At 64.5% G+C, this 23,062-nt stretch carries 18 protein-coding genes; 14 read left to right on the top strand and 4 right to left on the bottom strand.

Annotated features, from left to right (window positions below; genetic code table 11):
* Positions 1–2,341: (Fe-S)-binding protein (locus tag GBB18_RS08720; protein ID WP_151641413.1), on the bottom strand; the 2,341-nt coding region annotated here is incomplete at its 3' end.
* Between the two features lie 177 nt (positions 2,342–2,518).
* Between GBB18_RS08720 and GBB18_RS08715 the strand changes: the two genes are divergently transcribed.
* Together GBB18_RS08715 and GBB18_RS08710 are read left to right on the top strand one after the other, a co-directional pair.
* Positions 2,519–3,661: an alpha-amylase family glycosyl hydrolase gene (locus GBB18_RS08715; protein ID WP_151641412.1), complete on the top strand. Its 1,143-nt coding sequence runs from the start codon at positions 2,519–2,521 to the stop codon at positions 3,659–3,661.
* Between the two features lie 20 nt (positions 3,662–3,681).
* Complete coding sequence (locus tag GBB18_RS08710; protein WP_151641411.1) at positions 3,682–4,266, top strand: nucleosidase; 585 nt, start codon at positions 3,682–3,684, stop codon at positions 4,264–4,266.
* Positions 4,267–4,409: 143 nt separating this feature from the next.
* On the opposite strand, the gene GBB18_RS08705 is transcribed toward GBB18_RS08710, so the two are convergent.
* The 3 genes from GBB18_RS08705 to GBB18_RS08695 all read right to left on the bottom strand — a co-directional run bounded on the left by GBB18_RS08705 (position 4,410) and on the right by GBB18_RS08695 (position 8,889).
* Positions 4,410–5,846 (bottom strand): AI-2E family transporter, encoded by a 1,437-nt coding sequence (locus GBB18_RS08705; protein WP_151641410.1) that lies wholly within the window; start codon positions 5,844–5,846, stop codon positions 4,410–4,412.
* Between the two features lie 351 nt (positions 5,847–6,197).
* A complete protein-coding gene (locus tag GBB18_RS08700) occupies positions 6,198–7,643 on the bottom strand; it encodes a Na+/H+ antiporter family protein (protein ID WP_151549619.1) in 1,446 nt (481 codons plus the stop codon).
* 25 nt (positions 7,644–7,668) lie between these two features.
* Entirely contained in the window at positions 7,669–8,889 is a 1,221-nt protein-coding gene (locus GBB18_RS08695; RefSeq protein WP_225990267.1) for a glycosyltransferase 87 family protein, read from the bottom strand.
* 463 nt (positions 8,890–9,352) lie between these two features.
* On the opposite strand from GBB18_RS08695, the gene GBB18_RS08690 reads away from it, so the two are divergent.
* The 12 genes from GBB18_RS08690 to GBB18_RS08635 all read left to right on the top strand — a co-directional run bounded on the left by GBB18_RS08690 (position 9,353) and on the right by GBB18_RS08635 (position 23,057).
* Entirely contained in the window at positions 9,353–11,119 is a 1,767-nt protein-coding gene (locus GBB18_RS08690) for a uroporphyrinogen-III synthase (RefSeq protein ID WP_151641408.1), read from the top strand.
* A gap of 51 nt (positions 11,120–11,170) precedes the next feature.
* Positions 11,171–12,211, top strand: a complete 1,041-nt coding sequence (hemB, locus tag GBB18_RS08685; protein ID WP_151549616.1) for a porphobilinogen synthase — start codon at positions 11,171–11,173, stop codon at positions 12,209–12,211.
* Between the two features lie 38 nt (positions 12,212–12,249).
* Entirely contained in the window at positions 12,250–13,098 is an 849-nt protein-coding gene (locus tag GBB18_RS08680) for a hypothetical protein (RefSeq protein ID WP_151641407.1), read from the top strand.
* Between the two features lie 49 nt (positions 13,099–13,147).
* Positions 13,148–13,645, top strand: coding sequence for a hypothetical protein (locus GBB18_RS08675; RefSeq protein ID WP_151549614.1), 498 nt, complete (start codon positions 13,148–13,150; stop codon positions 13,643–13,645).
* Between the two features lie 3 nt (positions 13,646–13,648).
* On the top strand, positions 13,649–16,276 hold the full coding sequence (locus GBB18_RS08670; protein WP_151641406.1) for a cation-translocating P-type ATPase: 2,628 nt from the start codon (positions 13,649–13,651) through the stop codon (positions 16,274–16,276).
* Positions 16,277–16,301: 25 nt separating this feature from the next.
* Entirely contained in the window at positions 16,302–17,072 is a 771-nt protein-coding gene (locus GBB18_RS08665) for a sulfite exporter TauE/SafE family protein (RefSeq protein WP_151549612.1), read from the top strand.
* A gap of 100 nt (positions 17,073–17,172) precedes the next feature.
* Positions 17,173–18,249, top strand: a complete 1,077-nt coding sequence (gene hemE, locus GBB18_RS08660) for a uroporphyrinogen decarboxylase (RefSeq protein ID WP_151641405.1) — start codon at positions 17,173–17,175, stop codon at positions 18,247–18,249.
* An 18-nt stretch (positions 18,250–18,267) separates the two neighbouring features.
* Entirely contained in the window at positions 18,268–19,692 is a 1,425-nt protein-coding gene (locus GBB18_RS08655) for a protoporphyrinogen oxidase (protein ID WP_151641417.1), read from the top strand.
* A gap of 54 nt (positions 19,693–19,746) precedes the next feature.
* The gene (hemL, locus tag GBB18_RS08650) at positions 19,747–21,060 is read left to right on the top strand and encodes a glutamate-1-semialdehyde 2,1-aminomutase (protein ID WP_151641404.1); all 1,314 of its coding nucleotides are present in this window, start codon (positions 19,747–19,749) and stop codon (positions 21,058–21,060) included.
* Complete coding sequence (locus GBB18_RS08645; protein WP_151641403.1) at positions 21,050–21,682, top strand: histidine phosphatase family protein; 633 nt, start codon at positions 21,050–21,052, stop codon at positions 21,680–21,682. Before hemL ends, GBB18_RS08645 begins: the two co-directional genes overlap by 11 nt.
* Positions 21,683–21,684: 2 nt before the next feature.
* On the top strand, positions 21,685–22,263 hold the full coding sequence (locus GBB18_RS08640) for a TlpA disulfide reductase family protein (RefSeq protein ID WP_151641416.1): 579 nt from the start codon (positions 21,685–21,687) through the stop codon (positions 22,261–22,263).
* A gap of 8 nt (positions 22,264–22,271) precedes the next feature.
* Complete coding sequence (locus GBB18_RS08635; protein ID WP_151641402.1) at positions 22,272–23,057, top strand: cytochrome c biogenesis CcdA family protein; 786 nt, start codon at positions 22,272–22,274, stop codon at positions 23,055–23,057.
* Positions 23,058–23,062: the final 5 nt, after the last annotated feature.

The raw sequence follows: 23,062 nt of genomic DNA, 5'->3' as shown, positions 1-23,062 counted from the left end.
CCTGTGGGCTGGCCGCCTTCGGCGTAGCTGGAGTGGGCGCGGCGGGCCGTGCCGCCGGTGGAGTTGCAGCCTTGGGCGCCGCTGGGGTTGGCGCGGCAGGGATTGGGGTAGCCGGAGTCTTCCCCGCATCCTCGGCGGCGGGCGACTCAGGGGCGGGGATAGGTGCGTTCTTCGTAGCAGACCGCGGTGCGGCCACACGGGTGGGCCGCTCGAGGAAGGCCTTGGGTCGAGCGGGCGGCAGGGCACCGTCGATGGTGATGGAATCGCGCATCAGCTGGGCGACATCCTTAATCACGGGGGCGGTGGCCTGCTTGCTGGCGGTGGCTTTCACCCCGGCACCCAGCATGGTGTTACAGAAGGGGCAGCCCACAGCGATGGTCTCGGCGCCGGTAGCCACGGCCTCGGCCGCGCGGTTATCGCTGATGCGCTGGCCGATGTTTTCTTCCATGAACATGCGGGCGCCACCGGCGCCGCAGCAGAAGCCATCGTCTCGGTTGCGCGGCATCTCCCGCAGCTCCATACCGGTGGACGCGAGCAGCTCACGCGGCGGATCAAACACCTTATTGTGGCGCCCCAGGAAGCAAGGGTCGTGGTAGGTGAGTGGGCGACGGTTTTCTGGGCCGCGGGGCACAGGGGTGATCAGCTTTTCCCGGACCAAGCGGTTGAGCAGCTGGGTGTGGTGGAACACGTCATAGTTGCCGTCGAAGTCTGGGTATTCATTGCGCAGAGTGTTAAAGCAGTGGGCGCAGCTGGTGATGATCTTGCGCTGCCGCGGTGGAACACCATCGAACACCTGGTTTAAGGTGCTCACATTCTGCTCGGCGAGCGTCTGGAAGAGCAGCTCATTGCCGGCGCGGCGCGCCGGGTCGCCGGTGCAGGTTTCGTCCTGGGCGAGCACCGCGAACTTCACCCCGGCCGTATGCAGCAGTTCCACAATGGCGCGCGAGGTTGCCACACCGTCCTCGTCGAGGGAGCCGGCGCAGCCCACCCACAGCAGGTATTCGGTGTCGGAAAAGTCGGCGACGTCCTCGCCAAAGATCGGCACCTCGATGCCGTCCTTGCGGGCGCGCTCAATCCACGCACGACGATCGCGGGAGTTGCGCCCCCACGGGTTGCCCTTGTTCTCCAGGTTCTTAAACAGTCCCGTCAGCTCGGAGGGGAAGGCGGATTCTTCGAGCACCTGGTAGCGGCGCAGGTTGGCCACGTGGTCGATGTGCTCAATATCCACGGGGCACTGCTCAACGCAGGCGCCACAGTTGGTGCACGACCACAGCACATCCTCAGTCACCGCCTGGTTGGCGCCGACGAGCTTCAGCACATCCACGCCGTCGTGGCTGTCCTCTGGGGTGAGATCGGCGTGGAGGGCGGCGTCGCGAAGCGACATCATGAGTAGCTTCGGCGAGAGGGGCTTCTCGGTGTTCCACGCGGGGCACACCGCCTGGCAGCGGCCGCATTCGGTGCAGGTGGCCGAATCGAGCAGCATCTTCCACGAGGCATCGCCGACGGTGCCGGTGCCGAGGCTGGCAGGCTCACTCTGCTCGAGATCGGCGAGCCGGAGAGGGCGCGGACCATCCATCAGGGGGCTGAGCGCGCCAAGGGAGGGACTGCCGTCGTAGTTGCGGGTAAAGAAAAGGTTGAAGAACGCGAGGATGCGGTGCCAGGACACGCCCCAATGCAGGTTGCGTCCCACCACGATCAGCCACGTCATGCCGGTGAGCAGCTTGAACAGGGCGAAACCGCTGACCATGAGCGGTGCGGCCGGCAGCAGCTGGGATAGGGGACCGGTCACCCAGTCTGTCCACGGCGAATAGCCGCCATAGGTAGCGATGGCGCCGGCCTTGACCAGCAGAATACCGAGGCCTTCGAGGAAGACCACTGCCTCCACGAAATGCGCGGCGGTGGCGTTCGAGCCATAGAAACGATCGACGCGGTTCGCGCGGCCCACGCGCAGACGAGTGGTGAACAGAAAGAGAATGCCCACGACCGTGCCCAGCCCGAGGACTTCCTCGAGCAGCCTGTAGACGCGCAGCTCATGCAGCCACGGCCAGCCGCCGGCGGGATTGAAGGTTTGGATATAGGCCTCAAACCAGACCACCACACCAAATAAGAACCCCACCATCACCAGCCAGTGGGCAATCGCCACTGCGGGTTTGGGCATCATTTCGCCGTGCCCGAACACCTTGCGCAGCACCTGGAAGGCACGGCTAAAGGGGCGATCGGTGCGAGTGGTGGTGGGCGTGCCCCGGGAGACGAAGCGGACAATGCGCCAGCACCCGTGCAGAAATACCGCCCATGCGGGCAATGACAGCACGACGCCCGCAATCCCCAAAAGGGTAGTCATGGTTGTTTCCCGTTCAGCTTCGGCAGTAGTCCCTCGCATTTTAGCTTTAGGACGCCGCCATGCGGTTGTCAGCACTGCCTAAGCGATACGCCCAGACTCGGCGGAAGAACTCACTAAGCTGGAAGGAGGAAACACCACGACAGCGATGTCACTAGCGAAGGATCCAGAGAAAAAACGATGCCCAACATTATTTGGCAGATTTATCCACTCGGCTTCACCGGCGCCCCCGTGCGCCCCAGCGAGGGAGAGCGCGAGACCACCCCGCGGCTGCGCCATATCTGTAATTGGCTGGACTATGCCGCCGAGATCGGCGCGGACACCATTCTGCTTAACCCGATCTTCGAATCCGCCACCCACGGCTATGACACCATCGACCATCTGCAGATAGATACTCGCCTCGGCACGGATGAGGACTTCGATCACCTAGTGAAGGTGTGCCGCGAGAAGAACCTTGAGCTGGTGCTCGACGGGGTGTTTAACCACGTCGCTGAAAGCCACGAGTTGGCCACCGCGGGGCATGTCAGCGGCGGTGACTTTGAAGGACACGGCGATCTGCTGGAGCTGGACCACTCCTCCTCCGCGGTGGAGGACTATGTGGTGGATGTGATGTGCCACTGGCTCGAGCGCGGCATCTCGGGGTGGCGCCTCGACGCCGTGTATGCCACCGATCCGGAGTTCTTTGCCCGCGTCACCACCCGGGTGCGTGAGCGTTTCCCGCACGCGTGGTTTGTGGGCGAGATGATTCACGGCGACTACAACGACTATGTGGCCAAGGCGCATCTGGACTCCATTACCCAATACGAGCTGTGGAAAGCCATCTGGAGCTCCATCAAGGATCGGAATTTCTACGAGCTGGAGTGGACGCTGAAACGCAACGCCGAGCTCAACTTCACCCCGATGACCTTCGTGGGCAATCACGACACCACCCGCATCGCCAGCCAGGTGGGGGAGCACGGTGCCGCTATCGCCGCTGTGTTGCTCTACACCCTGCCGGGTATACCCGCCATCTACTACGGCGATGAACAGGGCTTTACCGGGGTGAAAGAGGAACGAGTCGGCGGCGACGATTCCGTGCGGCCCACCTTCCCCGGCTCCCCGGAGGAGCTACACGAGATCGGGAAGTGGATGTATGCGCTGCATGAGCAGCTAGGGCGGCGTCGACAAGCCCAGCCCTGGATCAAGGACGCCCAGGTAGAGATCACCGATATCGACAACGCGGTGCTCGCCTATCGGGTATTTGATGAGAACAACAGCATGAACGTGCGCGTGGAGCTGGACCCGCCGCGGGCCGAGATCGACGGCGAATCGGTGGGCCTCTAGTCTTGCTAGACTTTGGGGCCATGACTCAGATCGTGGATTCACAGCCTCTCATCGTCTCTGCCACGAAGGAAGAGGCCGCTTATCTGCCCGAGGACGTGCCGGTGCTGATCACCGGCATCGGCACTCTCGCCGCAGCTATCAGGCTCACCGCCCTGCTGGCCGATGCCCGCGCGCAGGGCCGAAGCCCCTCGCGCATCATCAATATCGGCACCGCGGGCGGCCTCAAGGACGGCGTCTCTGGTGTATTCGAGATCGCCACGGTGTTCAAGCATGACCTCGACCGCGACGTATTTGAAGACGCCACCGGGCGCGGCTGGGGCGAGCCCTATGAGCTGAAGAAGGTCGGCCCGCTGCCCGCGGCGGGGCTGGCCACCGGCGATAGCTTTATTCGCGACTCCGAGACGCGCGCCCGGCTGGGCCACTATGCCGAGCTGGTCGATATGGAGGGCGTCGCCTTCGTGGAGGTAGCGCGCTTCTTCGATATTCCGATCACCCTGATCAAGCAGGTCAGCGACTCCGCAGACGAGAATGCTGCCACCACATGGTTCGACGTGGTCGATCACAGCGCCAAGGAGATCGCCGCCGTGGTGGGGGATTATCTCTAACAAGCCGCGTCCAGCAGAATAAGGCCCTCGTGGCCTAGCCCAAGCGCGGGGCGTCCTACTCGAGGGACACCTGCGCGGTGGCGCACGAAAAAGCACCGCCGGAGAGTGCGTTTCCGGCGGTGCTTTGCTGTGTAGCGAGGGGGTTATTCCTCGTCGTTCTGGCTCTTCTTTGCCTCCTTGGTGGACTGCAAGGAGCTTTCCTTGCGGGTGCCTAGAGCCAGCATCTTCTGCCGGATGGTCTCGAAGCTTTGCAGGCCTTCCGATGATTGATCGCCCTTGGCGGTGGCGATCTCAATATCGTCGGCGGTGATCTCGCCGGCGCGCAGCGCCACCAGATCAGAGTGATAGCGCAGCCAGACCGCGAGGGTGGCTGCCACCGGCACGGCCAAGAAGGCGCCAATGATGCCGAAGAGAGTAGAGCCCACGGTCACCGACAGCAGCACGATCACGGGGTGCAGGTTCATGGCCTTGGACTGCAGGATCGGGGAGAGCACATTGCCCTCCAGCTGCTGCACGATGAGGATCAGCGCCAGCACGGCAATGGCCGTGCCCACGCCATTGGACACCAGCGCAATCAGCACCGCGATCGTGCCGGCAGAGATCGCACCCACGATGGGGATGAAGCCGGCGAAGAAGGTGATGGTGGCCAAGGCCAGGGCTAGCGGCACCTGCAGAATGAGCAGGCCGGCGCCGATGAGCACGGCATCCACCAGCGACACGATGGCCTGGGCGCGGATGAAGCCTGCGAGGGTATTCCAAGTGCGGGTGAGCACCTCGCTCAAGTGCCAGCCGGCGTTGTGCCCAGCATAGCGGCGAACGAAGGGTAGGAAACCGGTGCCGTCCTTGAGGAAGAAGAAGGTGAGCACGAGCATCACCACGAAGGTGACCGCGATAGAGGAGGCGGCAGACAATCCGCTGAACACGCCCGAGGTGATCTGGCTGGACTGCTGCTGCAGCCGCGAGGTCACCTGGTCTATCAGCCCATTGAATTGCTCCAGCCGCAGATTCAGCGGCGGGCCCTGGACCCAGTCGATGAGCTGATCCGCGCCGCGGCGGGCCTCTTTCCACAGCACTTGGCTTTGCGACGTAATGCTCGGGGCGATGGCAGCAATAACCCCACCGAAGACCGCAAAGAAGCCCAGAATTACCAGCAGCGCGGACAGCCCAGCGGGAACCTTTTTGCTGCGAAGCCAGCGCACCGGCGGCCACAGCACTGTGCAGAGGAGGATAGCCAAGAGGATCGGGAGCAAACCGACCCAGATTTTGGCCAGACCGAACCACAGCAGGGTAGCGGCAATCACAAGAATGACAAAGCGCAGGGCCCATCCGGCCAGCCAGCGGCCATCCGAGCCGAGAATCGCGCCGCGATCGACCTCGTCGCTGGATTCCTCGCCGCCCTCGCTCAGCGGTGCGGGACCGGGATTAGCCGCCGAAGTATCGCTGGCGCGCTCTGTGGCCGTGGAGCCAGAGTGGTCGGACTGCGCCGCCTCTGCTTGAGTGGCCGCGTGGCGCGGGCGATGATCCACATCGTGGAAGGTGTCGGTGGCCTCGTCGAGGCCATCGTAGGGCTTATCGTTCATTCCATCTCTTTCGCAGTGGGACGCGACATCGGACATAAAGGCCATTCACGCGCGCTAGAAAACCGAGCGCGGATATCGCGTTAAGGGAATAAAAAGGCTGCTCAGAGTAATCACAGGGCGTTCCATGTGCTGGGAATGGGAGCAGCGTAAGACACATTCTATGGACTAGGCCAGCACAATGCTAAATGGAGCGAGCAGTACGAGTTAGGGTGCGAGCCAGTGTGGGCGGGGCCGAGGGCCCGCTGGGGAGCGCCGTCGAGCGCTGCGGAGATAACACATGCCCCGCCACAGCCTGTCCCGAGCAGGTGGCAGGTGATGGCGGGGCTGAATGGTCGAGGCGAAAAGCCTGGACTAGAGGATCATCGCCGCGATCCAGCCTGCGGCCATGAGCGGCAGGTTGAAGTGTAGGAAGGTGGGGATCACCGAGTCGCGGATGTGATCGTGCTGGCCATCGGCGTTCAAACCGGCCGTGGGACCGAGGGTGGAGTCCGAGGCGGGCGAACCGGCATCACCCAGCGCACCGGCGGTGCCGATGATGGCCACCGTGGCCAGCGGCGAGAAGCCCAGCTCCATACACAGCGGGACGTAGATGGTGGCGATAATCGGCAGGGTAGAGAAGGAGGAGCCGATACCCATGGTGACCACCAGGCCCACGGCCAGCATGACGAGCGCGGCGACGCCCTGGTTGCTGCCGAAGGCGTTGGTGGCGTCTTCCACCAGGGTGGTCACGTGCCCAGTTTCCTTCATAACCGCGGCAAAGCCTTGGGCGGAGATCATGATGAAGCCGATGATGGCCATCATCTTCATACCATCGGTAAAGACATCATCGGCCTCATTCCACTTCACCGCGCCGGTGATGAGGATGATGGACAGGCCCACCAAGGCTCCCACCAGCAGGGAGTTGGATTCGGCGCCCATGGCCTGCATGACTACCTGGATGGCAAAGGTGGCCACGATAGCGATGAGGGCCACGATGATCTGATAGGTGCTGGCCCGCGGGGTGGTGGCGGATTCCACCTCTACCTCAGTGACGGCGGGTGCCGCCGTGGAGCCGGTGGCCGGGGTGGACGGCTGGGTGCGGGTTTCTGCAGGGCGGGAGGTGTCCTCGCCAAGAACCGGCAGATCCTCGTAGTGGCGGCGGCCGCGGTAGCTGATAAAGAGGGCGATGAGCAGACCGATGAGCATGCCGAGCGCCGGGATGCCCATGGCTTGCATGATATTGATCCCCGAGGTGTCCATGCCGGCGTCTTGAATATTGCCCAGCAGGATGTCATTGAGGAAGATATTGCCGAAGCCCACCGGCAGGAACATGTAGGTGGTGACGAGACCGAAGGTCAGCGTGGTCGCCACCGCGCGACGGTCCAAGCCGATGCGGTTGAACACGGTGAGCAGCGGCGGGATGAGCAGCGGAATAAAGGCGATGTGCACCGGGATGAGGTTCTGCGACATCACCGCCATGGCGAAGATACCGAGGATCAGCGCCCACTTGGTGGTGGCTTCTGCACGCTCAGAGGCCTCGCCGGCCGAGCGATCCATTTTCGTGATGATCCAGTCCGCCAACATCTTGGGCAGACCGGTGCTGGCGATGGCCATGGCGAAGGCGCCGAGCAGCGCATAGCTGAGCGCGATACTGGCGCCGCCTGCCAGACCGTCCTGGAAGGCGAGCATGGTGCCATCGACCCCCAGACCACCAATCAGTCCACCGACGAGGGCGCCGATGAAGAGGGCAAGCACGACATGGACGCGGCTGACAGCCAAGACCAGCATGACGATGACCGCAACTAATACTGCATTCACGCGACTGATCTTAGAGTAGCGTTATCTATTTCTTAGGATTCACCCCTTGATGGGGCACGGGCGTGACGGGCGTCTCCTCCGCGCTGTGGCTTTCTTGGACTAGAGGCCGGTAGAGCACCCACAACACCGCGATGCAGGCCACGGTCCACCACAGGTAGCTATTGCCCACCACGTGCCAGAAGAGGTTCCACTCCCCGCCGAACTCGGGGATGGGAGTAAAAGCCTTCGGGTCCAGCAGGAAGCAGAAGAATCCCACAGCGGCAAAGACTTTCCAGACAACGCGCATCCGGCTGCTGAAGCTATCGCCGGTGGCGGGATGCGTCACCCGCAGGGTCACGGCGATAACCAGTAGCGGAATCCATACCCAGTGGTGGGTCCAGGACACTGGGCTGGCCAGCAGCGCGATGAAGCTATTGGCCGCCAAGGCTTCGAAGGGGGCCTGGGCGCGGAAGAGTCGCACCATCAGTGCGGCCACCACGGCGATGGTGATGAGGGCAAGTAGCAGCCACAGCGTGGAGCCGGAGTTGTCATCGCGCAGCCCCGCCCGCCACAACGCACCGTTGAAGGACTGGTTGGCGGGAAAATCCATGTTGCCGATGCGCCCCGTGGAGGCGAGCGTATCCAGCCAGTAGGTGCGCGAATCCTGCGGCAGAATCACCCACGCAATCCCCGTAAGCCCCAGGGTGCCGGCCCCCATGCGCAGAATCGACGCCCAGTCGCGCTGCAGCAAAAACCAGAGGCCAAAGACCGCTGGGGTGAGCTTGATGGCCACGGCGGCGCCGGTGAGCACGCCGCGCCAGCGCCGTGGCAGAACCATGGTGTCCACGATGATCAGCGCGATGAGGAAAATATTGATCTGCCCGTAGACCACGGTGGACCAGATGGGGCCGATCGGCACCAGCGCTGCCGTGGTGGCGAGCGCGAGCCACGATCCGGTGGAGGAATCCACGGCGGCGAAGCGGGTGATGATCAGCCGCGTCAGCGCGAAGAGCACGGCCACATTGGCGAGGGTGATACACAGCGACGCCACCGTGTGCGAACCGAAGGTGAGCGGCACAAAGAGCAGCGCCGAGATCGGCGGATAGGTGAAGGGCAACACCACATCTGGGGTGATCTGAAACGCCCCGCTATACAGCTCCTGGCCGTCGAGCACCCGCTGGGCGCCCACACGGTAGACCTCCATGTCCACGCGATAGCGCAGGCCGTGGCCATTATAAAAGGCATAGATGAGGGACGCGGCCATCATCAGTACGAAGACCACCTTGTGCCATCGCGAAAAAGAGATATGGCGAGGTGTGCCCGACGCGGCTGTGGCGGAGAGCGCGCCGCGATCGGCAGGGCTAAGGGCGGGGAGCATCGGCAACGAACCTTCAGGGATGTCACGAATTACGACTGAGCCCTTATATTAAGCCACATCGATAGCTTCGAGGTATGGCTTGTGAGTAAGCAGGGCGGCGTCGATAAGCGTCGGCGGGATCACTGGCACAGAGGGGACCCCAGTACATGGGTTCGTGGGTGGGCGTGGTATAAGGCGATTTTTCACAGGCCGATTCATGCTCTACCCTTTACCTAGCATGTGGACGAACCTCTTCGCCGATAAGGACCGCGTATTTTCCAGGCCCGCGAACGGTCGAAGGGGTTATTTCACGTCCCACGACGTATACCTTGTGATCCCACCCCCATCCGCCGCGCCAAAAGAAAAGAAGTAGATGACAGCTCAGGACTTGCAGGCCGACGATCGCGCTAGTGAGCAGACCCGCGTTAGCGAGCCTGCTGCTGGGGTGAACGGTGCGACCGTTCTTTTTGTTGGGGCTGGCCCCGGCAACCCCGAGCTGCTCACGGTGCGGGCGCGCGATGTGCTGAGCCACACCGTCTACGCCTTGGTTGATGAGGTGGTGCTGCCGGGCGTGCGCGATATTGTGGGGCAGTCGCTGAGCGTGCCGCAGGCCAAGATCGATCAGTGGAATGCTGATTATGAGGCCGCCTGCGCCGCCGCGAAGGCCAAGGGGGCGCGCCGCAAGCCGCCGAAGCCGCCGCAGCCCGGGGCAGGGGAGATCACCGAGGTCACCGCTATTATCGACGCCGCCTCGCAGGAGGATTCGGCCGTCGAGCCCAGTGTGCACGCTAGTGTGGATTGGCTCGAGGAGAAGGTGCGCCAGGGCCATGACGTGATCCGGCTCGTGGCCGGCAATCCGCTGTCTAATGATCACACCCTGCGGGAGATCAACGAGGTCTCGCACCGCGGCATCGAATTCCAGGTAGTGCCAGGCATGTCACTGCCGGCGACCGTGCCTTCCTTCGCCGGCATTGCCACGGGATCGACCTATACCGAAACCGATGTGGCCGCCACCGATGTGGACTGGGATCAGCTGGCCGAGGCGCCGCAGCCGCTGGTACTCACCGCCACCCAAGACGATCTGGCCACCATCGCCGCCGAGCTGAGCGAACGCGGCATGGCCGCCAACACCCCAGTATCGGTGACGGTGCACGGCACCACCCGCCTGCAGCGCACCCACGACACCCAGCTGAACACGCTTGGCAAGCTCAACGGGGAATTCCCCGGCCAGCTGGTGGTCACGATCGGGCGCGGCGTGGATGCCCGCTCGAAATACTCCTGGTGGGAGACCCGCCCGCTCTACGGATGGCGCGTGCTGGTGCCGCGGGCGAAGGCGCAGGCCGCGGACATGTCCACCCGCCTGGCCAGCCACGGCGCTATCCCCCAAGAAGTGCCCACCATCTCGCTGGAGCCGCCGCGCAACCCTGCCCAGATGGAGCGCGCCATCAAGGGCATTGTGGAGGGGCGCTACCAGTGGATCGTGCTCACCAGCGTCAATGCCGTGGACGCGCTGTGGTCGAAGCTGCAAGAGTTCGGCCTCGATGCCCGCGATCTCGCCGGGGTGCGCATCGCCGCGGTGGGGAAAAAGACCGCAGCCGCCATCCGCGTCTGGGGTATTAGCCCCGAGCTGATGCCGCACGAGAAGCACCAGAACGCCCATGGCTTGGTGGAGGTATTCCCCGAGTATGACGAGGACCTCGACCCCGTAGGTCGGGTGCTGCTGCCGCGCGCTGACATCGCCACCGATGTGCTGGTCGATGGCCTCAAGGCCAAGTTCTGGGACGTTGATGATGTGGTGGCCTACCGCACCGTGCGGGCCGCCCCGCCCTCGGCGGAGATCCGCGACATGATCAAAACGGGCGGCTTCGATGCCGTGTGCTTCACCTCCTCGTCCACCGTGCGCAATCTCGTCGGAATCGCTGGTAAGCCGCATCAGCGCACCATCATTGCCTGCATTGGTCCGATGGCGGCCGCCACCGCTAAGGAGCTGGGGTTGCGCGTGGATGTGGTGCCGGAGGAAGCGAGCGTGCACAACGTAGTGGATGCCCTGGCCGATCACGTCGCCCAGTTGCGGGCCACTGACCAGCTGCCGCCGCCGCGAAAGAAGCGACGCAGCCGGAAGAAAGCAACGAAGAAGTAGACAAGCGCGCGGGGGACCACCCGCGCGCTGTCGCGCGTTAAGGTAGGAAGCATGTCTGAGTTTTCCGAGAATACTGCTGGGGCCCGCGACGCACACTACGATGCCGGACTGCTCCGCCGTCCGCGCCGTCTGCGCAGCTCATCGGCTATGCGTGAGCTTGTGGCCGAGACCCGCTTGCACCCGAGTGATCTGATCTTGCCGATGTTTATCGCCGATAAGATCGACGCGCCGAATGAAATTTCTTCCATGCCGGGGGTGTACCAGCACACGGAAAACTCCCTGCTGCACGCCGTCGAGGACGCCGCCGAGGCGGGGGTGCGCTGCATCGACCTCTTCGGTGTTCCGGTGGAGGACAGCAAAGACCATAACGGCTCGCAGAGCTGGGCCGAGGACGGCATTCTCAACCGCGGAGTGCGGGCAGTGCGGGAGCGCTTCGGCGACGATGTGCTGGTCATGGCCGATACCTGCCTCGATGAGTTCACTGATCACGGCCACTGTGGGGTGCTCACCACTGATCGCTTCGGCGCCACCGTGGTGGATAATGACGCCACCCTGCCCTGCTATCAGCGCATGGCCGTGGCCCAAGCCGAGGCGGGCGCCCACATTGTGAGCCCCTCCGGCATGATGGATGGCCAAATTTCCGCCATCCGCGCGGCCCTTGATGCCGCCGGCTTCCAGGACGTGGCCATCATGGCCTACTCCGCCAAATACGCCTCCGCCTTCTTCGGCCCCTTCCGCGACGCCGTGGGTTCTTCCCTGCAGGGGGATCGCCGCACCTATCAGCAGGATCCCGCGAACTTCCGCGAATCCCTGCTGGAGGTGGATCTGGATGTGGCAGAAGGCGCCGACTTCGTGATGGTCAAGCCCGCCCTGCCCTATCTGGATGTGCTGGCCGCCGTCAAGGAGCGCGTGGAGGTGCCCGTGGCCGCCTACCAGGTCTCTGGTGAGTACTCCATGATTCACGCCGCCGCCCGCAATGGCTGGATTGATCTTGACGCCGTGATGATGGAATCCGCCCTGTCCATTAAGCGCGCCGGCGCCGACCAGATTCTCACCTACTTTGCCGTGGACCTCGCCCGCCGATGCGGCTAAAGGCGAGACCAGACACCCTAGAGCCAGATAGGTCAGCTGTGCACAACCACACCCCAGCACCACCACCCAGCAGCCCCGGCGGGATGGGCGGCCAGCCTTCTCCTGGTGGCCAGCCTGCTCCTGGCGGCCAGCCTGTCCCCGATGCGCCGCCGCCGGAGCGCCCCAGCGGACTCGGTGAGCCGGAGCGCCAGCTGCAGCCGCCGCAGCCGGAGCGCCCTGGTGATCGCAGCCCGCGCACCCCGCGCCGCGGCCCCTCGCGTCCCTGGGATGCGAAGCCGGACCCCCAGCCCTCCCACGGGCCTGCAGGGCCAGGTAGCGATCAGCGCCAGCAGCCACCACGGGGCGGGCGCCGCACCGAGCCTGAATCGAAGGAGCGGCCGGAATCGATCGATCTTGCCGTCAAGGTGTGGTGGGTGCTGATTATCGCCGAGGTGCTGCGGCATGTGGTGCTGGTGCTCACCACCGCCATGAACCCCCGCGAGGTCGCCTCCCAGGTGATCGCCACCATGGACTCGGAGCAAGTGTCCCAGCTGGAGAACCTGGGGGATACCGCCCTGAATCTGGCGGTGATCGGCTACTACGTGGTCATCATGCTCTTCGCCTTCGCGATCTTGGCCATTGTCGCGTGGATGGTGAATGTGATCGCCCGCGCTCGGGAGAAGGCGCCCAGCGCGAAGCGGCTACTCACCTTCTTTGGCATCTACTTCACCATTCGGGCGCTGTTCGTGTTCTTCTCTCCGCCGCCGATGTCCGATCCGAACTCGGTGCAATTCCTCATCGACGGCTCCCTGCAAATTGTGGTGGGCGTGGCCGCAGTCTTGGGCCTGGTGTTTTTCTCCCGCCCCGAGTCGAAGACGTGGATCGAGCCCGCAGAGACCCAGCGCTAGCGGTCCCGCCGCTGCTTCGCCCTACCCCTTGCTGTTGAAGGATATCGCCATGATTCACCCCGCCTCGGCCCCGCAGCCTACAGCCCCCGCCAGTATTCGGGTGGGATTTTTCCTCCTGCTCGCCGGGGCGGCGCTTATGATCCTCGCCGGGCTGGTGGTCACCACCGCCGGCTATCAGGGGGATCCCGCCGCGCCGCTGGAGTTCCAAGACAGCGTGGTGCGTAATCAACGCATCGTCGGCTTCTTTAATATGGTGTTAGGGCTGGTGATAGCGGGCCTCGCCGCGCAGCTGCACTCCGGCTCCGCCCGCTCGCGCCGCATCCTTCTGCTCGTGCTAGCCATCGTCATCGTGCTCGACGTGATGGCCTTCGTTTTCCGCTTCGTCGGGCTGTCCTTCGGGCTGATACCCATGGTGCTGGCGCTCGGTGGGCTGGCCATCTTCCGCCCCACGGCGAATGACTATGTGGCCGCCTGCGGCGCGTGGCGGAAAAAGCGTGCCCAGAATACCCATCCCGAGTCCGCCCCTGATCGCGAGAGCGAGGAGTGAACAATGAGCCCCCTGAGTAATGGCAGTCGCGCCGATCTCAGCCCGGCCGCCCTACGCGCGGACTGGCGAGATATGGACGAGGCCATCAAAGAGGCCAAAAAAGCGGCCAGCCTCGCCGGATTAAACACCGATGCCTCCTCCTCTGATCTCGCCTCCCAGCGTCTTGCCTCCCGAGAGGGCTCGGAGCTCATTTCCTTTGCCCTCGAGCTGCAAGGGCTCTCCTCGGCCGCTGCGGCACGCGATGTGGAAAAGGCACTGGAATGTATCGACGGGGTGCGGGCCTCGCTGATTTACACCAATTCGATCGCGTGGATCACTGCACCCACCAGCATCCCGCCCGAGACGATCATTGAGAAGCTGGCCAATATGGGGGTGCGGGCCGAGCTCACGGAAGGCTCGCTGCGTCGTCGCGCGGATCGCCTCATCGCCCCGCCGGTGCACCACGCGCAGCGGCATCCGCACCGCAGCTCCCTGCTGGAGCGCATCAAAGGCACCAAGCAGGCCCTCACCGAGGCCAACCCCGAAAACCGGCACCTGGGCCTAACCCTGGAGCGCAACGACAACGCCGATGTGCTCTTTACCGCCCGCGGGCTGGTCACTATCGATCGGCTGCTGGTGAGCCTCGTGCTCACCATCCCGATTTTGGTCTTTAGCTATGTGCCCTCGCTACAGATCGACTACTGGCAGTGGATCAGCTTCGCGCTATCTATCCCCGTGGTCACTTGGGGCGCATGGCCCTTCCACCGAGCGGCGCTGGGGGGATTGCGGCGGAAGATGTCCGCGCTGGACGCGGCCAGTGCGGCGGCCATCCTCGCCGCCTTCGGTTGGTCCATGATCATGCTCTTTTTCACCCCAGCCGGCTCTATCGGCTGGACCTCCGAACCGCGCTGGTTCGCCTATGACTACCCCTCGATCCTCGATGGAGAGCTCTTCTTAGATGTGGCCTGCGGTATGACGGTGCTGCTGCTGGGCGGGCGCATCGCCATGCGCCACTCCCGCTCCAACTTGGTAGAAGACGCCCGCCGCGAGCACGAGGGCACCATGTATGAGGTGACGGTGGTGCGCAAAGCCGGCCCCCGTGCTGCCGCCGTCAAACAGGTGGTGCCCGTGCAGGAGCTGCGGGTGGGCGATGACATCCTGGTGCCCACCGGGGGAGTGATTCCCTGCGATGGCCACGTTGTGGGCGGTGCCTCCACGGTGGCCTCGGGGCTGCTGCGCTCGGCAGTGGATCATGATGAGGGCCACCAAGACGCCCGCACCGTGAAGGTGAATTCCAAGGTGTATGCCGGCTCCACTAACCTGGGTGGGCCGCTCAAGATTCGCGTCCGCCACTCCGGCTCCGCCACCCGGCTGGCTGCGATGCTGCGCTGGATCGACGAGTCCACGGCCGTGCAGAACCGCTCCGCGCAGTTGGCCACTCGGTCTGCCTCTCTCTTGGTGCCTTGGGCAGTCACTATCGCCATCGTGGATTTCTGTATGTGGCTGCTCATCCGCGGGAACTACAATGTCGCCTTCGCCACGGCGCTCGCCATTCTCGCCTGCGTGGCGCCGGTATCTCTCGCCATTTCGGCGCCGCTGGCCACCCGCTATGGCATCGAGTCAGGCGCCCGCAAGGGCCTGCTCATCCGTAATTCGGAGACCATCCGCGTGATGGAGCGGGTCAATACCGTGATCTTCAACCGCGTGGGCACCCTGACTAAGGACACCATGTCGGTGGAAACTGTGATCGCCAGCGATCGCGAAAACCCCGAGCTGGTGTTGCGCGTGGCCGCGGCGCTATCGATGGAGTCTGATCATCCGGTGTCCAAGGCTCTAGTCAAGGCCGCCCGCGAAGCCCGCGACCGCGGGGCCGGCGGCGAGGAGATTCCGCACTGGATCGATGTCTCCCAAGCTCATGTGGACGAGCACGGTACCTTCACCGGGCTCGTGGAAATACCCATCGAGGTCGCGCGCGGTAAAACGGAGATGCGCCAGGTGGAGGCCTCTTTGTGGCGGCCTCGCGACGAGTCCGATCTCGAGGGCCGCCTCGCCCTGGCGATCTCCGCCGGTGGCACCCCGCTGGTGGTCAATTGGAAGGGCAAGCCGCGTGGCGTGATCACCATGCACTCGGATCCCAAGGACGATGCCATGGACGCCATCGACGAGCTGGAGACGATGGACATCGAAACCGTCATGCTCACCCGCGACGCCTATCCGGTGGCGCGCCGCCTGGCGAACTTCATGGGCATCTCCAAAGTGCTCGCCGGCATCGCCCCGGCGAAGAAGACGGTCACGGTCCGCAGCGTCCACACCCGCGGCAACGTTGTGGGCATGGTGGGCGATGAGTCCGTGCGCGGCCCGCTCAACGTGGCCGATGTGGGCCTGCTGGTCCAGCCCGGCGATAATTTCGATGTGCCCGAGGCCGATGTGGTGATCCTGCGCCAGGACGTCTCCGCCATCCCCGAGGCCTTCACCTTGGCGCGCCGCGTCGGCGCCCTCGTCGACCGCAACCTCATGTTCGCCTGGGTGTATAACATCACCGCGATGCTGCTCGCCGCCGCCGGCCTGCTGCACCCGATGGCCGCCACCGTGCTCATGCTCACCAGCTCGTTCATTACGGAGTGGTCCTCCCAGCAGGCTCGACGCTTCTAGCGTATCGACGCCTACCCTAGACACCATGATCCTTCTGACCATTGTCGTTGGCCTCGGGGTGGGGCTCGTGGTGGGTGCATTGGGTGCCGGCGGCGGCATCCTCTCCGTGCCCGCCCTCATCTTCCTGCTGGGCTTCGCCCCGCACGATGCCACCTACGGATCCCTCATCATCGTGGCCACCACCGCCGCGTTCTCCCTTGTCGGCCACGCCCGCCACGGCACGGTGGCGTGGCGTCGCGGCGCCAGCTTTGGCCTGCTCACGGTGCTGGGCTCCTTCCTCGGCGGGCGGGTATCGGTGCTGGTGAACCCCGATCTGCTCCTGGTGCTCTTCGCGGCGCTACTGGCTGTGGTGGCCGGCTATATGGGCTGGCGGGGGCTGCGCGATCGCGCCCAGCCCGAGGCCGCCGCGGCCGCACCGGCGCCCTCTCGTCCCTGGTGGCTGGTGGTGGCATTGGCCTGCGCCACGGGTTTTCTCACCGGGTTCTTCGGCGTCGGCGGCGGCTTCATCGTAGTGCCCGTGCTGGTGCTGGCGCTGGGCATGCGGATGCACCAGGCCGCCGGAACCTCGCTGGTGATTATGATTATCAGCGCCCTGGCGGGGCTGGCGGCGCGAGTCGGCACCGACTTCGGCGGAGATTATCTGACCGTGCTGATCTTTACCGCCGCCTCGGTGGTGGGCGGCATAGCGGGCGAGCCGCTGACTCGGCGAGTGCGCCCCTATCAGCTCACCCTGGCCTTCGCCACGCTGCTGGCCGTGGTGGCTGCGGCGACCGCCCTGGAAACGGTGCTCGGCTGAGCCTGTGCCGGGGCCGCCGCCGCGCCGCTGGGCGGGCCATGATCCGGCAAGGGGCAGCTCGCTAGCGACGTGTCCTACGGGTAGGGCATGATGGAACACTATGACAGACTCCGCCCCTGCCCGCCGCCGCTCGATCCCTTCCGCGCCGTTGCTCGCCGCCGCGCATGGCCGCACCCCCAGCCGCACCCCGGTGTGGTTCATGCGCCAGGCAGGGCGGTCGCTGCCGGAATATCGCAAGGTGCGCGAGGGCATCGCCATGCTGGACTCCTGTTTTATGCCGGAGCTACTGGCCGAGATCACCCTGCAGCCGGTCCGCCGGCATGATGTTGATGCCGCGATCCTTTTCTCCGATATTGTGGTGCCGCTCAAGGCCGCGGGCCTCGATATCGATATCGTGCCCGGCCGCGGTCCGGTGGTGGAGCGGCCGATCCGCTGCGCCTCGGATATTTCGGCGCTGCCGATTCTCGATCACGATGTGGAGGAGATCGTCGAGGGCATTGGTCTCATCCTCAATGAGCTCACTGATCAGCAGGCCCTCATCGGTTTCATCGGCGCCCCCTTTACTCTCGCCAGCTATCTCATCGAGGGCGGGCCCAGCAAAAACCATGAGCAGACCAAGGCCATGATGCACGCCGATCCCGAGAACTGGCATGCGCTTATGCGCCGCATCGTGCCCACCGTGCTGGGCTATCTTGATACCCAGGTGCACGCCGGTATCGACGCCATGCAGCTCTTCGATTCTTGGGCCGGTTTCCTCAGCCAGCGCGACTACCGCGAGTTCGTTCTGCCCTACTCGCAGGAAATCTTCGCGCATATCGAGCAATATGACATTCCGCGCATCCACTTCGGCGTGGGCACCGGCGAGCTGCTGGGCGCGATGGCTGAGGCCGGCCCCGAGGTGGTGGGCGTGGATTGGCGCGTGCCGCTTGACGACGCCGCCTCGCGCATCCGTGCCGCCGCCGGCCCCAAGGTGCTCCAAGGAAACTTGGACCCCGCCATGCTCTTCACCTCGCCAGAGGTGATTTCTTCTGAGGTGCAGCGCATCACGGGCGAGGCCCAGCGGGCCATAGCGGCCGGCGACGCCACCGGTCATATCTTCAACCTGGGACACGGGGTGCTGCCCAGCACCGACGCAGAGATGATCACGCGCGCCGTCGAGATCATCCACGAGACTTAGGAAGTGACATCAGCAACCATGAAGTACGCCATTGTCGGCGCCGGTCTCGCCGGCCTCACCGCAGCCTATGAGCTGAACAAGCACGATAGCTCCGCGCAGATCGATGTGTACGAGGCCGCGGACCGTATCGGCGGGAAGCTGTTCACGGTGCCCTTCGCCTCGGGGCCGACGGATATGGGCGCTGAGGCATTCCTCAACCTGCGCCCAGATATTAAGGAGTTCGTGGCGGAACTAGGGCTCAGCGATAGTCTGCGCTACCCCTCTGGCCTCGGTTCGCTGGTGTACTCCGGAGAGGAATTGCATCCGCTGCCCCGCGGCGGGGCCATGGGAATTCCCGCCACCGCCGCCGAGATCCGGGAGCTGATTTCCGCCGACACGGCCGCCCGCATCGACGCCGAGGGTGAGCAGGAGCCCATCGCGTGGACGGTGGGGCAAGACCTCAGCGTCGGACAGCTGGTGCGTCAGCGCTATGGCGATGATGTGGTGGATCATGTGCTCAGCTCGCTGCTGGGCGGGGTGTATTCCTGCCAGGCTGATGATCTGGGCGTGCGTGCCACCATTCCGGCGCTGGCCGCAACCTTCGACGCCATGGTCGAGGCGGGGGAGAAGGTCACGCTCTCGGGGGCGGTGAAGAAGATGAATGAGCAGCGCGCCGCCGCACGTGCGGCCCGCAGCGACGCCCCGGCCACCGAGCCGACACCGATCTTCGCCACCTTCGATGGCGGCTATGCCACCTTCTATGAGGCGCTTGCTGAGCGCTCCGGGGCGAGGATTTTCGTCGATGCCTTCATCACTGGGCTGCAGCGCTGCGATGGCGGGCTGCGCCTCAAAGGCGGGGAAGATGAGGTCTATGACAAGGTCATTATGGCCACCCCTGCACCCACCACCGCGCTGCTGCTGAAGCAGCACAACCCAGCAGCGGCAGCCGCGGCGAAGCAGGTCGAGCTGGCCGGCTCGGTGGTAGTAGGCATGAAGTTCGACGATGCCACCGGCCTGCCCGATAACTCCGGAATCCTCATCGCCGCCGATGAGTCGAATGTGCACACCAAGGCCTTTACGCTCTCCTCGAAGAAGTGGCCGCACTTGGCCGCCCGCGGCGGAGCGCTGGTGCGCGCCAGCTTCGGCCGCTATGGCGATGATTCCTACCTGCGCACCGATGAGGACCAGCTGGTGGACTGGGCCTTGGACGATCTGCAGGCCATCACCGGCTTCGATGGCCGCGCCGCTGGGCTGAGTGAGATCTACACCCAGTACTGGTACGGCGGGATCCCGCGCTACTCCCACACCCACCTAGATACCGTCGCCGCCGTGCAGGAGGCATTGGCTCATGATGCGGATGTGGCGGTCACCGGAGCATGGGTCGGCGGCGTGGGTGTGCCCGCCGTGGTGGCCCATGCGCGCTCTACCGCCCGCGCGCTCCTGGGTATGCACGAGCGGCCGTAGGGGTGGAAGTGGGCGTCGATAAGCGTGCTGCTGGAGACGTCTACAATGAAGCACATGACTTTTAGCACCTCGCACTCCGCTGAGTACTTTGATCGCGCGCAGAATCTCATCCCCGGCGGGGTGAATTCTCCGGTGCGGGCCTTCGGCTCCGTGGGAGGCCAAACCCGCTTCATCGACCACGCCCACGGCTCCACGCTGGTGGATGTGGACGGCAATGAATACGTGGATCTTTTCTGCTCCTGGGGGCCGATGCTGCTCGGGCACAACCACCCCGCCATCGTGGAAGCCGTGAAGAAGGCCGTGGAGAAGGGGCTCTCCTTCGGTGCGCCCACCCTCGGCGAGGTAGAACTGGCCCAGACCATCGTGGATCGCACCTCGGTGGAAGAGGTGCGCCTGGTGAATTCCGGTACCGAGGCCACCATGTCGGCGGTGCGCTTGGCCCGTGGTTTTACCGGACGTTCGAAGATCATCAAGTTTGAGGGCTGCTATCACGGCCACGTGGATGCACTGCTTGCCGCCGCCGGCTCGGGTGTGGCCGATTACTCCCTGCCCGGCAGCCCAGGTGTTACCGGTGCGTCCGCCGCCGACACGATCGTGGTGCCCTATAACGACATCGAGGCGGTCCGCGCCGTATTCGCCGCGCATCCGGAGGATGTGGCCTGTGTGATCACCGAGGCCGCCGCCGGCAATATGGGCACCGTCGCCCCGGTGGAGGGCTTCAACCAGCAGCTCAAGACCCTGTGCGGCGAGTATGGCGCGCTACTGATCATGGACGAGGTGATGACGGGCTTCCGCACCTCTTACCAAGGCTGGTATGGCGTGGATGGCGTGGCCGGCGATCTGACGACCTTCGGCAAGGTGGTCTCCGGCGGGCTGCCCGCCGCGGCCTTCGGTGGCCGCCGCGACATCATGGAATACCTCGCCCCGCACGGCCCCGTGTACCAGGCCGGCACCCTCTCCGGTAACCCGGTGGCGGTGGCCGCCGGTAAGGCCTCGCTGGATAATGCCAGCGCAGACATCTACGACACGGTGCGCGCCCATGCCGATCAGCTGGCTAGCCTCACCCACGCGGCGCTGGACAAGGCCGGAGTGGCGCACCACATTCAGCGCGCCACCACCATGATGTCGGTGCGCTTCGCCGAGGGCGAGGGCCACAATTTCGCCGATATGCAGGGCGCCGATACCTTCCGCTACCCGGCCTTCTTCCACGCCATGCTGGAGCACGGCGTGCACCTGCCGCCGAGCGTCTTTGAAACCTGGTTCGTCTCTACCGCCCTCACCGACCGCGACTTCGAGACCATCGACAAGGCCCTCGGTGCGGCTGCCGAGGCTGCGGCCGCCGCCACCCCAATCAAGGATGGAGCCTAACGTGGCCAGCACCACCAAGACCACCATTGTGCACCTGGTCCGCCATGGTGAGGTGTACAACCCTGAGCGCGTTCTCTATGGTCGTTTGCCCGGATATCACCTATCGGAGCGAGGACGGGCACAGGCGGCCGCCACCGCCGCCTCCTTCGCCGACCATGACGTGACCCAGCTCTATAGCTCCCCGCTGCAGCGCACTCGTGAAACTTCCGAGCCCTTTCAGCAGGTTACGGGCTGTGAGCTGCAGACTAACGAGGGCCTGCTCGAAGCCGGTAATCGCCTCGAGGGATTGCGCATCAAATCATGGCGCTCCCAGCTGTGGAATCCGGTGCGCTGGCCGCTATTGGTGGATCCGCGCGTACCCTCTTGGGGTGAGCCCTATGAGCACATCGCTGAGCGCATGATGGAGACCATCGCCGATATTCGCGAGCGCGCCGCCGGCCACGAGGCAATCGTGATCAGCCACCAGCTGCCGATTGTCTGCGTGCAGCGTCATCTGCAGGACCTGCCGCTGTATCACAACCCCGCCCTGCGCCGCTGCAACCTGGCGTCAGTGACCTCGCTGATCTTCCATGGCGAGGACATCATGGACATGCACTACACCGAACCTGCACGGGACCTGTAATGATGCGCACTACTGTACTTATTCTGAGCCTGGTGGCGGCCGCTGCCACGGCTACTGCCTGCAGCACCGGCGATGACGCCGTGGCCGTGGGTGGAACCTTCTCTTTCGTGGCGCCCGGCGGCGAAACCGATATCTACTACCCGGAGGAGGAGCGCGCCCCCATCGGCACGCTCAAGGGGCCCTCGCTGCTGGACGAGAACACAGAAATCTCCCTGGACGACTACGAGGGCCAGGTAGTGGTGCTCAATGCCTGGGGCCAGTGGTGTGCGCCCTGCCGCTCCGAGTCAGATGATCTGCAGCGGGTGCAGGAGGATATCGAATCCCGCGGGGGCACCGTGCTGGGCATCAATGTCCGCGACCACAATGTGCAGCTGCCACGGGACTTCGTGAAGGACAATGGGGTGAGCTATCCCTCCATCTACGATCCGCCCTTCAAATCAGCAGTGGCGCTGGGCGGTTTTCCCGCCACCGTGATCCCCACTACCATCGTGCTGGATAGACAGCACCGCCCCGCGCACGTGTTCCTGCGAGAAGTCACGGACACCGAGCTGCTCGAGGCAGTGAACCAAGAACTGAGCTAAGGATCTGAGTGGACACCAACGCCGTCGCTGACCTCGTGGCCAGCGGCCCCCTTCTGCTGGGGCTGCTCGCCGCCGCGCTCGCGGGGCTGGTGTCTTTCGCCAGCCCCTGTGTGGTGCCACTGGTGCCGGGCTATATCTCCTATCTAGCCAGCGTGGTCGGCGGCGATATGAGCTATGACGCGCGCGGTGGCACCGTGGTGCGCGGCTCCCGCGCCCGCGTGGCTGGGGCTGCCGGCCTGTTCATCCTGGGCTTTACCGTGGTGTTCGTGCTCGCCACCGTCACCGTCTTCGGCACCATTCAGGCGCTCACCGTGCAGGCCACCACGCTGCAGCGGATCGGCGGGGTCATCACCATCATCATGGGCGTGGCGTTCATGGGCTATATCCCGGCGCTGCAAAAAGACACGCGACTGCAGCCGAAGCGCATCTCCACCTGGGTGGGGGCCCCGCTCCTCGGCGGGGTCTTCGCCCTAGGCTGGACACCCTGCTTAGGCCCCACTCTGGCAGCGATCATCTCCGTGGCCGTCGGCACCCAAGGCACCACCGCCGCCCGCGGGGTGGCGCTCATTATTGCCTATTGCCTCGGGCTTGGCCTGCCTTTCTTATTGGTGGCGCTGGGGTCGGCCCGGGCGATGAACTCGGTGGACTGGATGAAACGCCATTCCCGCACCATCCAGAAGATCGGTGGCGCCCTGCTCATCGTGGTGGGCGTGTGCTTGGTCACGGGGTTGTGGGATAGCTTTATTAACGTGATCAGGCAGTGGACCGTCAACTACGGCACCACCCTGCTCTAGGCCGC

The sequence above is a fragment of the Corynebacterium sp. 11A genome, assembly GCF_008930935.1.
GTDB lineage: Bacteria > Actinomycetota > Actinomycetes > Mycobacteriales > Mycobacteriaceae > Corynebacterium > Corynebacterium megadyptis.
The sequence above is the reverse complement of the archived record's forward strand: the minus strand, read 5'-3'. Positions and strand labels throughout refer to the sequence as shown.

Excerpts from the sequence above, each read along its gene's own strand:
- GBB18_RS08705 (WP_151641410.1), bottom strand. The coding sequence starts at position 5,846 with ATGAACGATAAGCCCTACGATGGCCTCGACGAGGCCACCGACACCTTC.
- GBB18_RS08715 (WP_151641412.1), top strand. The coding sequence starts at position 2,519 with ATGCCCAACATTATTTGGCAGATTTATCCACTCGGCTTCACCGGCGCC.
- GBB18_RS08710 (WP_151641411.1), top strand. The coding sequence starts at position 3,682 with ATGACTCAGATCGTGGATTCACAGCCTCTCATCGTCTCTGCCACGAAG.
- GBB18_RS08675 (WP_151549614.1), top strand. The coding sequence starts at position 13,148 with ATGATTCACCCCGCCTCGGCCCCGCAGCCTACAGCCCCCGCCAGTATT.
- GBB18_RS08690 (WP_151641408.1), top strand. The coding sequence starts at position 9,353 with ATGACAGCTCAGGACTTGCAGGCCGACGATCGCGCTAGTGAGCAGACC.
- hemE (WP_151641405.1), top strand. The coding sequence starts at position 17,173 with ATGACAGACTCCGCCCCTGCCCGCCGCCGCTCGATCCCTTCCGCGCCG.
- GBB18_RS08645 (WP_151641403.1), top strand. The coding sequence starts at position 21,050 with ATGGAGCCTAACGTGGCCAGCACCACCAAGACCACCATTGTGCACCTG.
- GBB18_RS08695 (WP_225990267.1), bottom strand. The coding sequence starts at position 8,889 with ATGATGGCCGCGTCCCTCATCTATGCCTTTTATAATGGCCACGGCCTG.
- hemB (WP_151549616.1), top strand. The coding sequence starts at position 11,171 with ATGTCTGAGTTTTCCGAGAATACTGCTGGGGCCCGCGACGCACACTAC.
- GBB18_RS08655 (WP_151641417.1), top strand. The coding sequence starts at position 18,268 with ATGAAGTACGCCATTGTCGGCGCCGGTCTCGCCGGCCTCACCGCAGCC.
- GBB18_RS08670 (WP_151641406.1), top strand. The coding sequence starts at position 13,649 with ATGAGCCCCCTGAGTAATGGCAGTCGCGCCGATCTCAGCCCGGCCGCC.
- hemL (WP_151641404.1), top strand. The coding sequence starts at position 19,747 with ATGACTTTTAGCACCTCGCACTCCGCTGAGTACTTTGATCGCGCGCAG.
- GBB18_RS08665 (WP_151549612.1), top strand. The coding sequence starts at position 16,302 with ATGATCCTTCTGACCATTGTCGTTGGCCTCGGGGTGGGGCTCGTGGTG.
- GBB18_RS08640 (WP_151641416.1), top strand. The coding sequence starts at position 21,685 with ATGCGCACTACTGTACTTATTCTGAGCCTGGTGGCGGCCGCTGCCACG.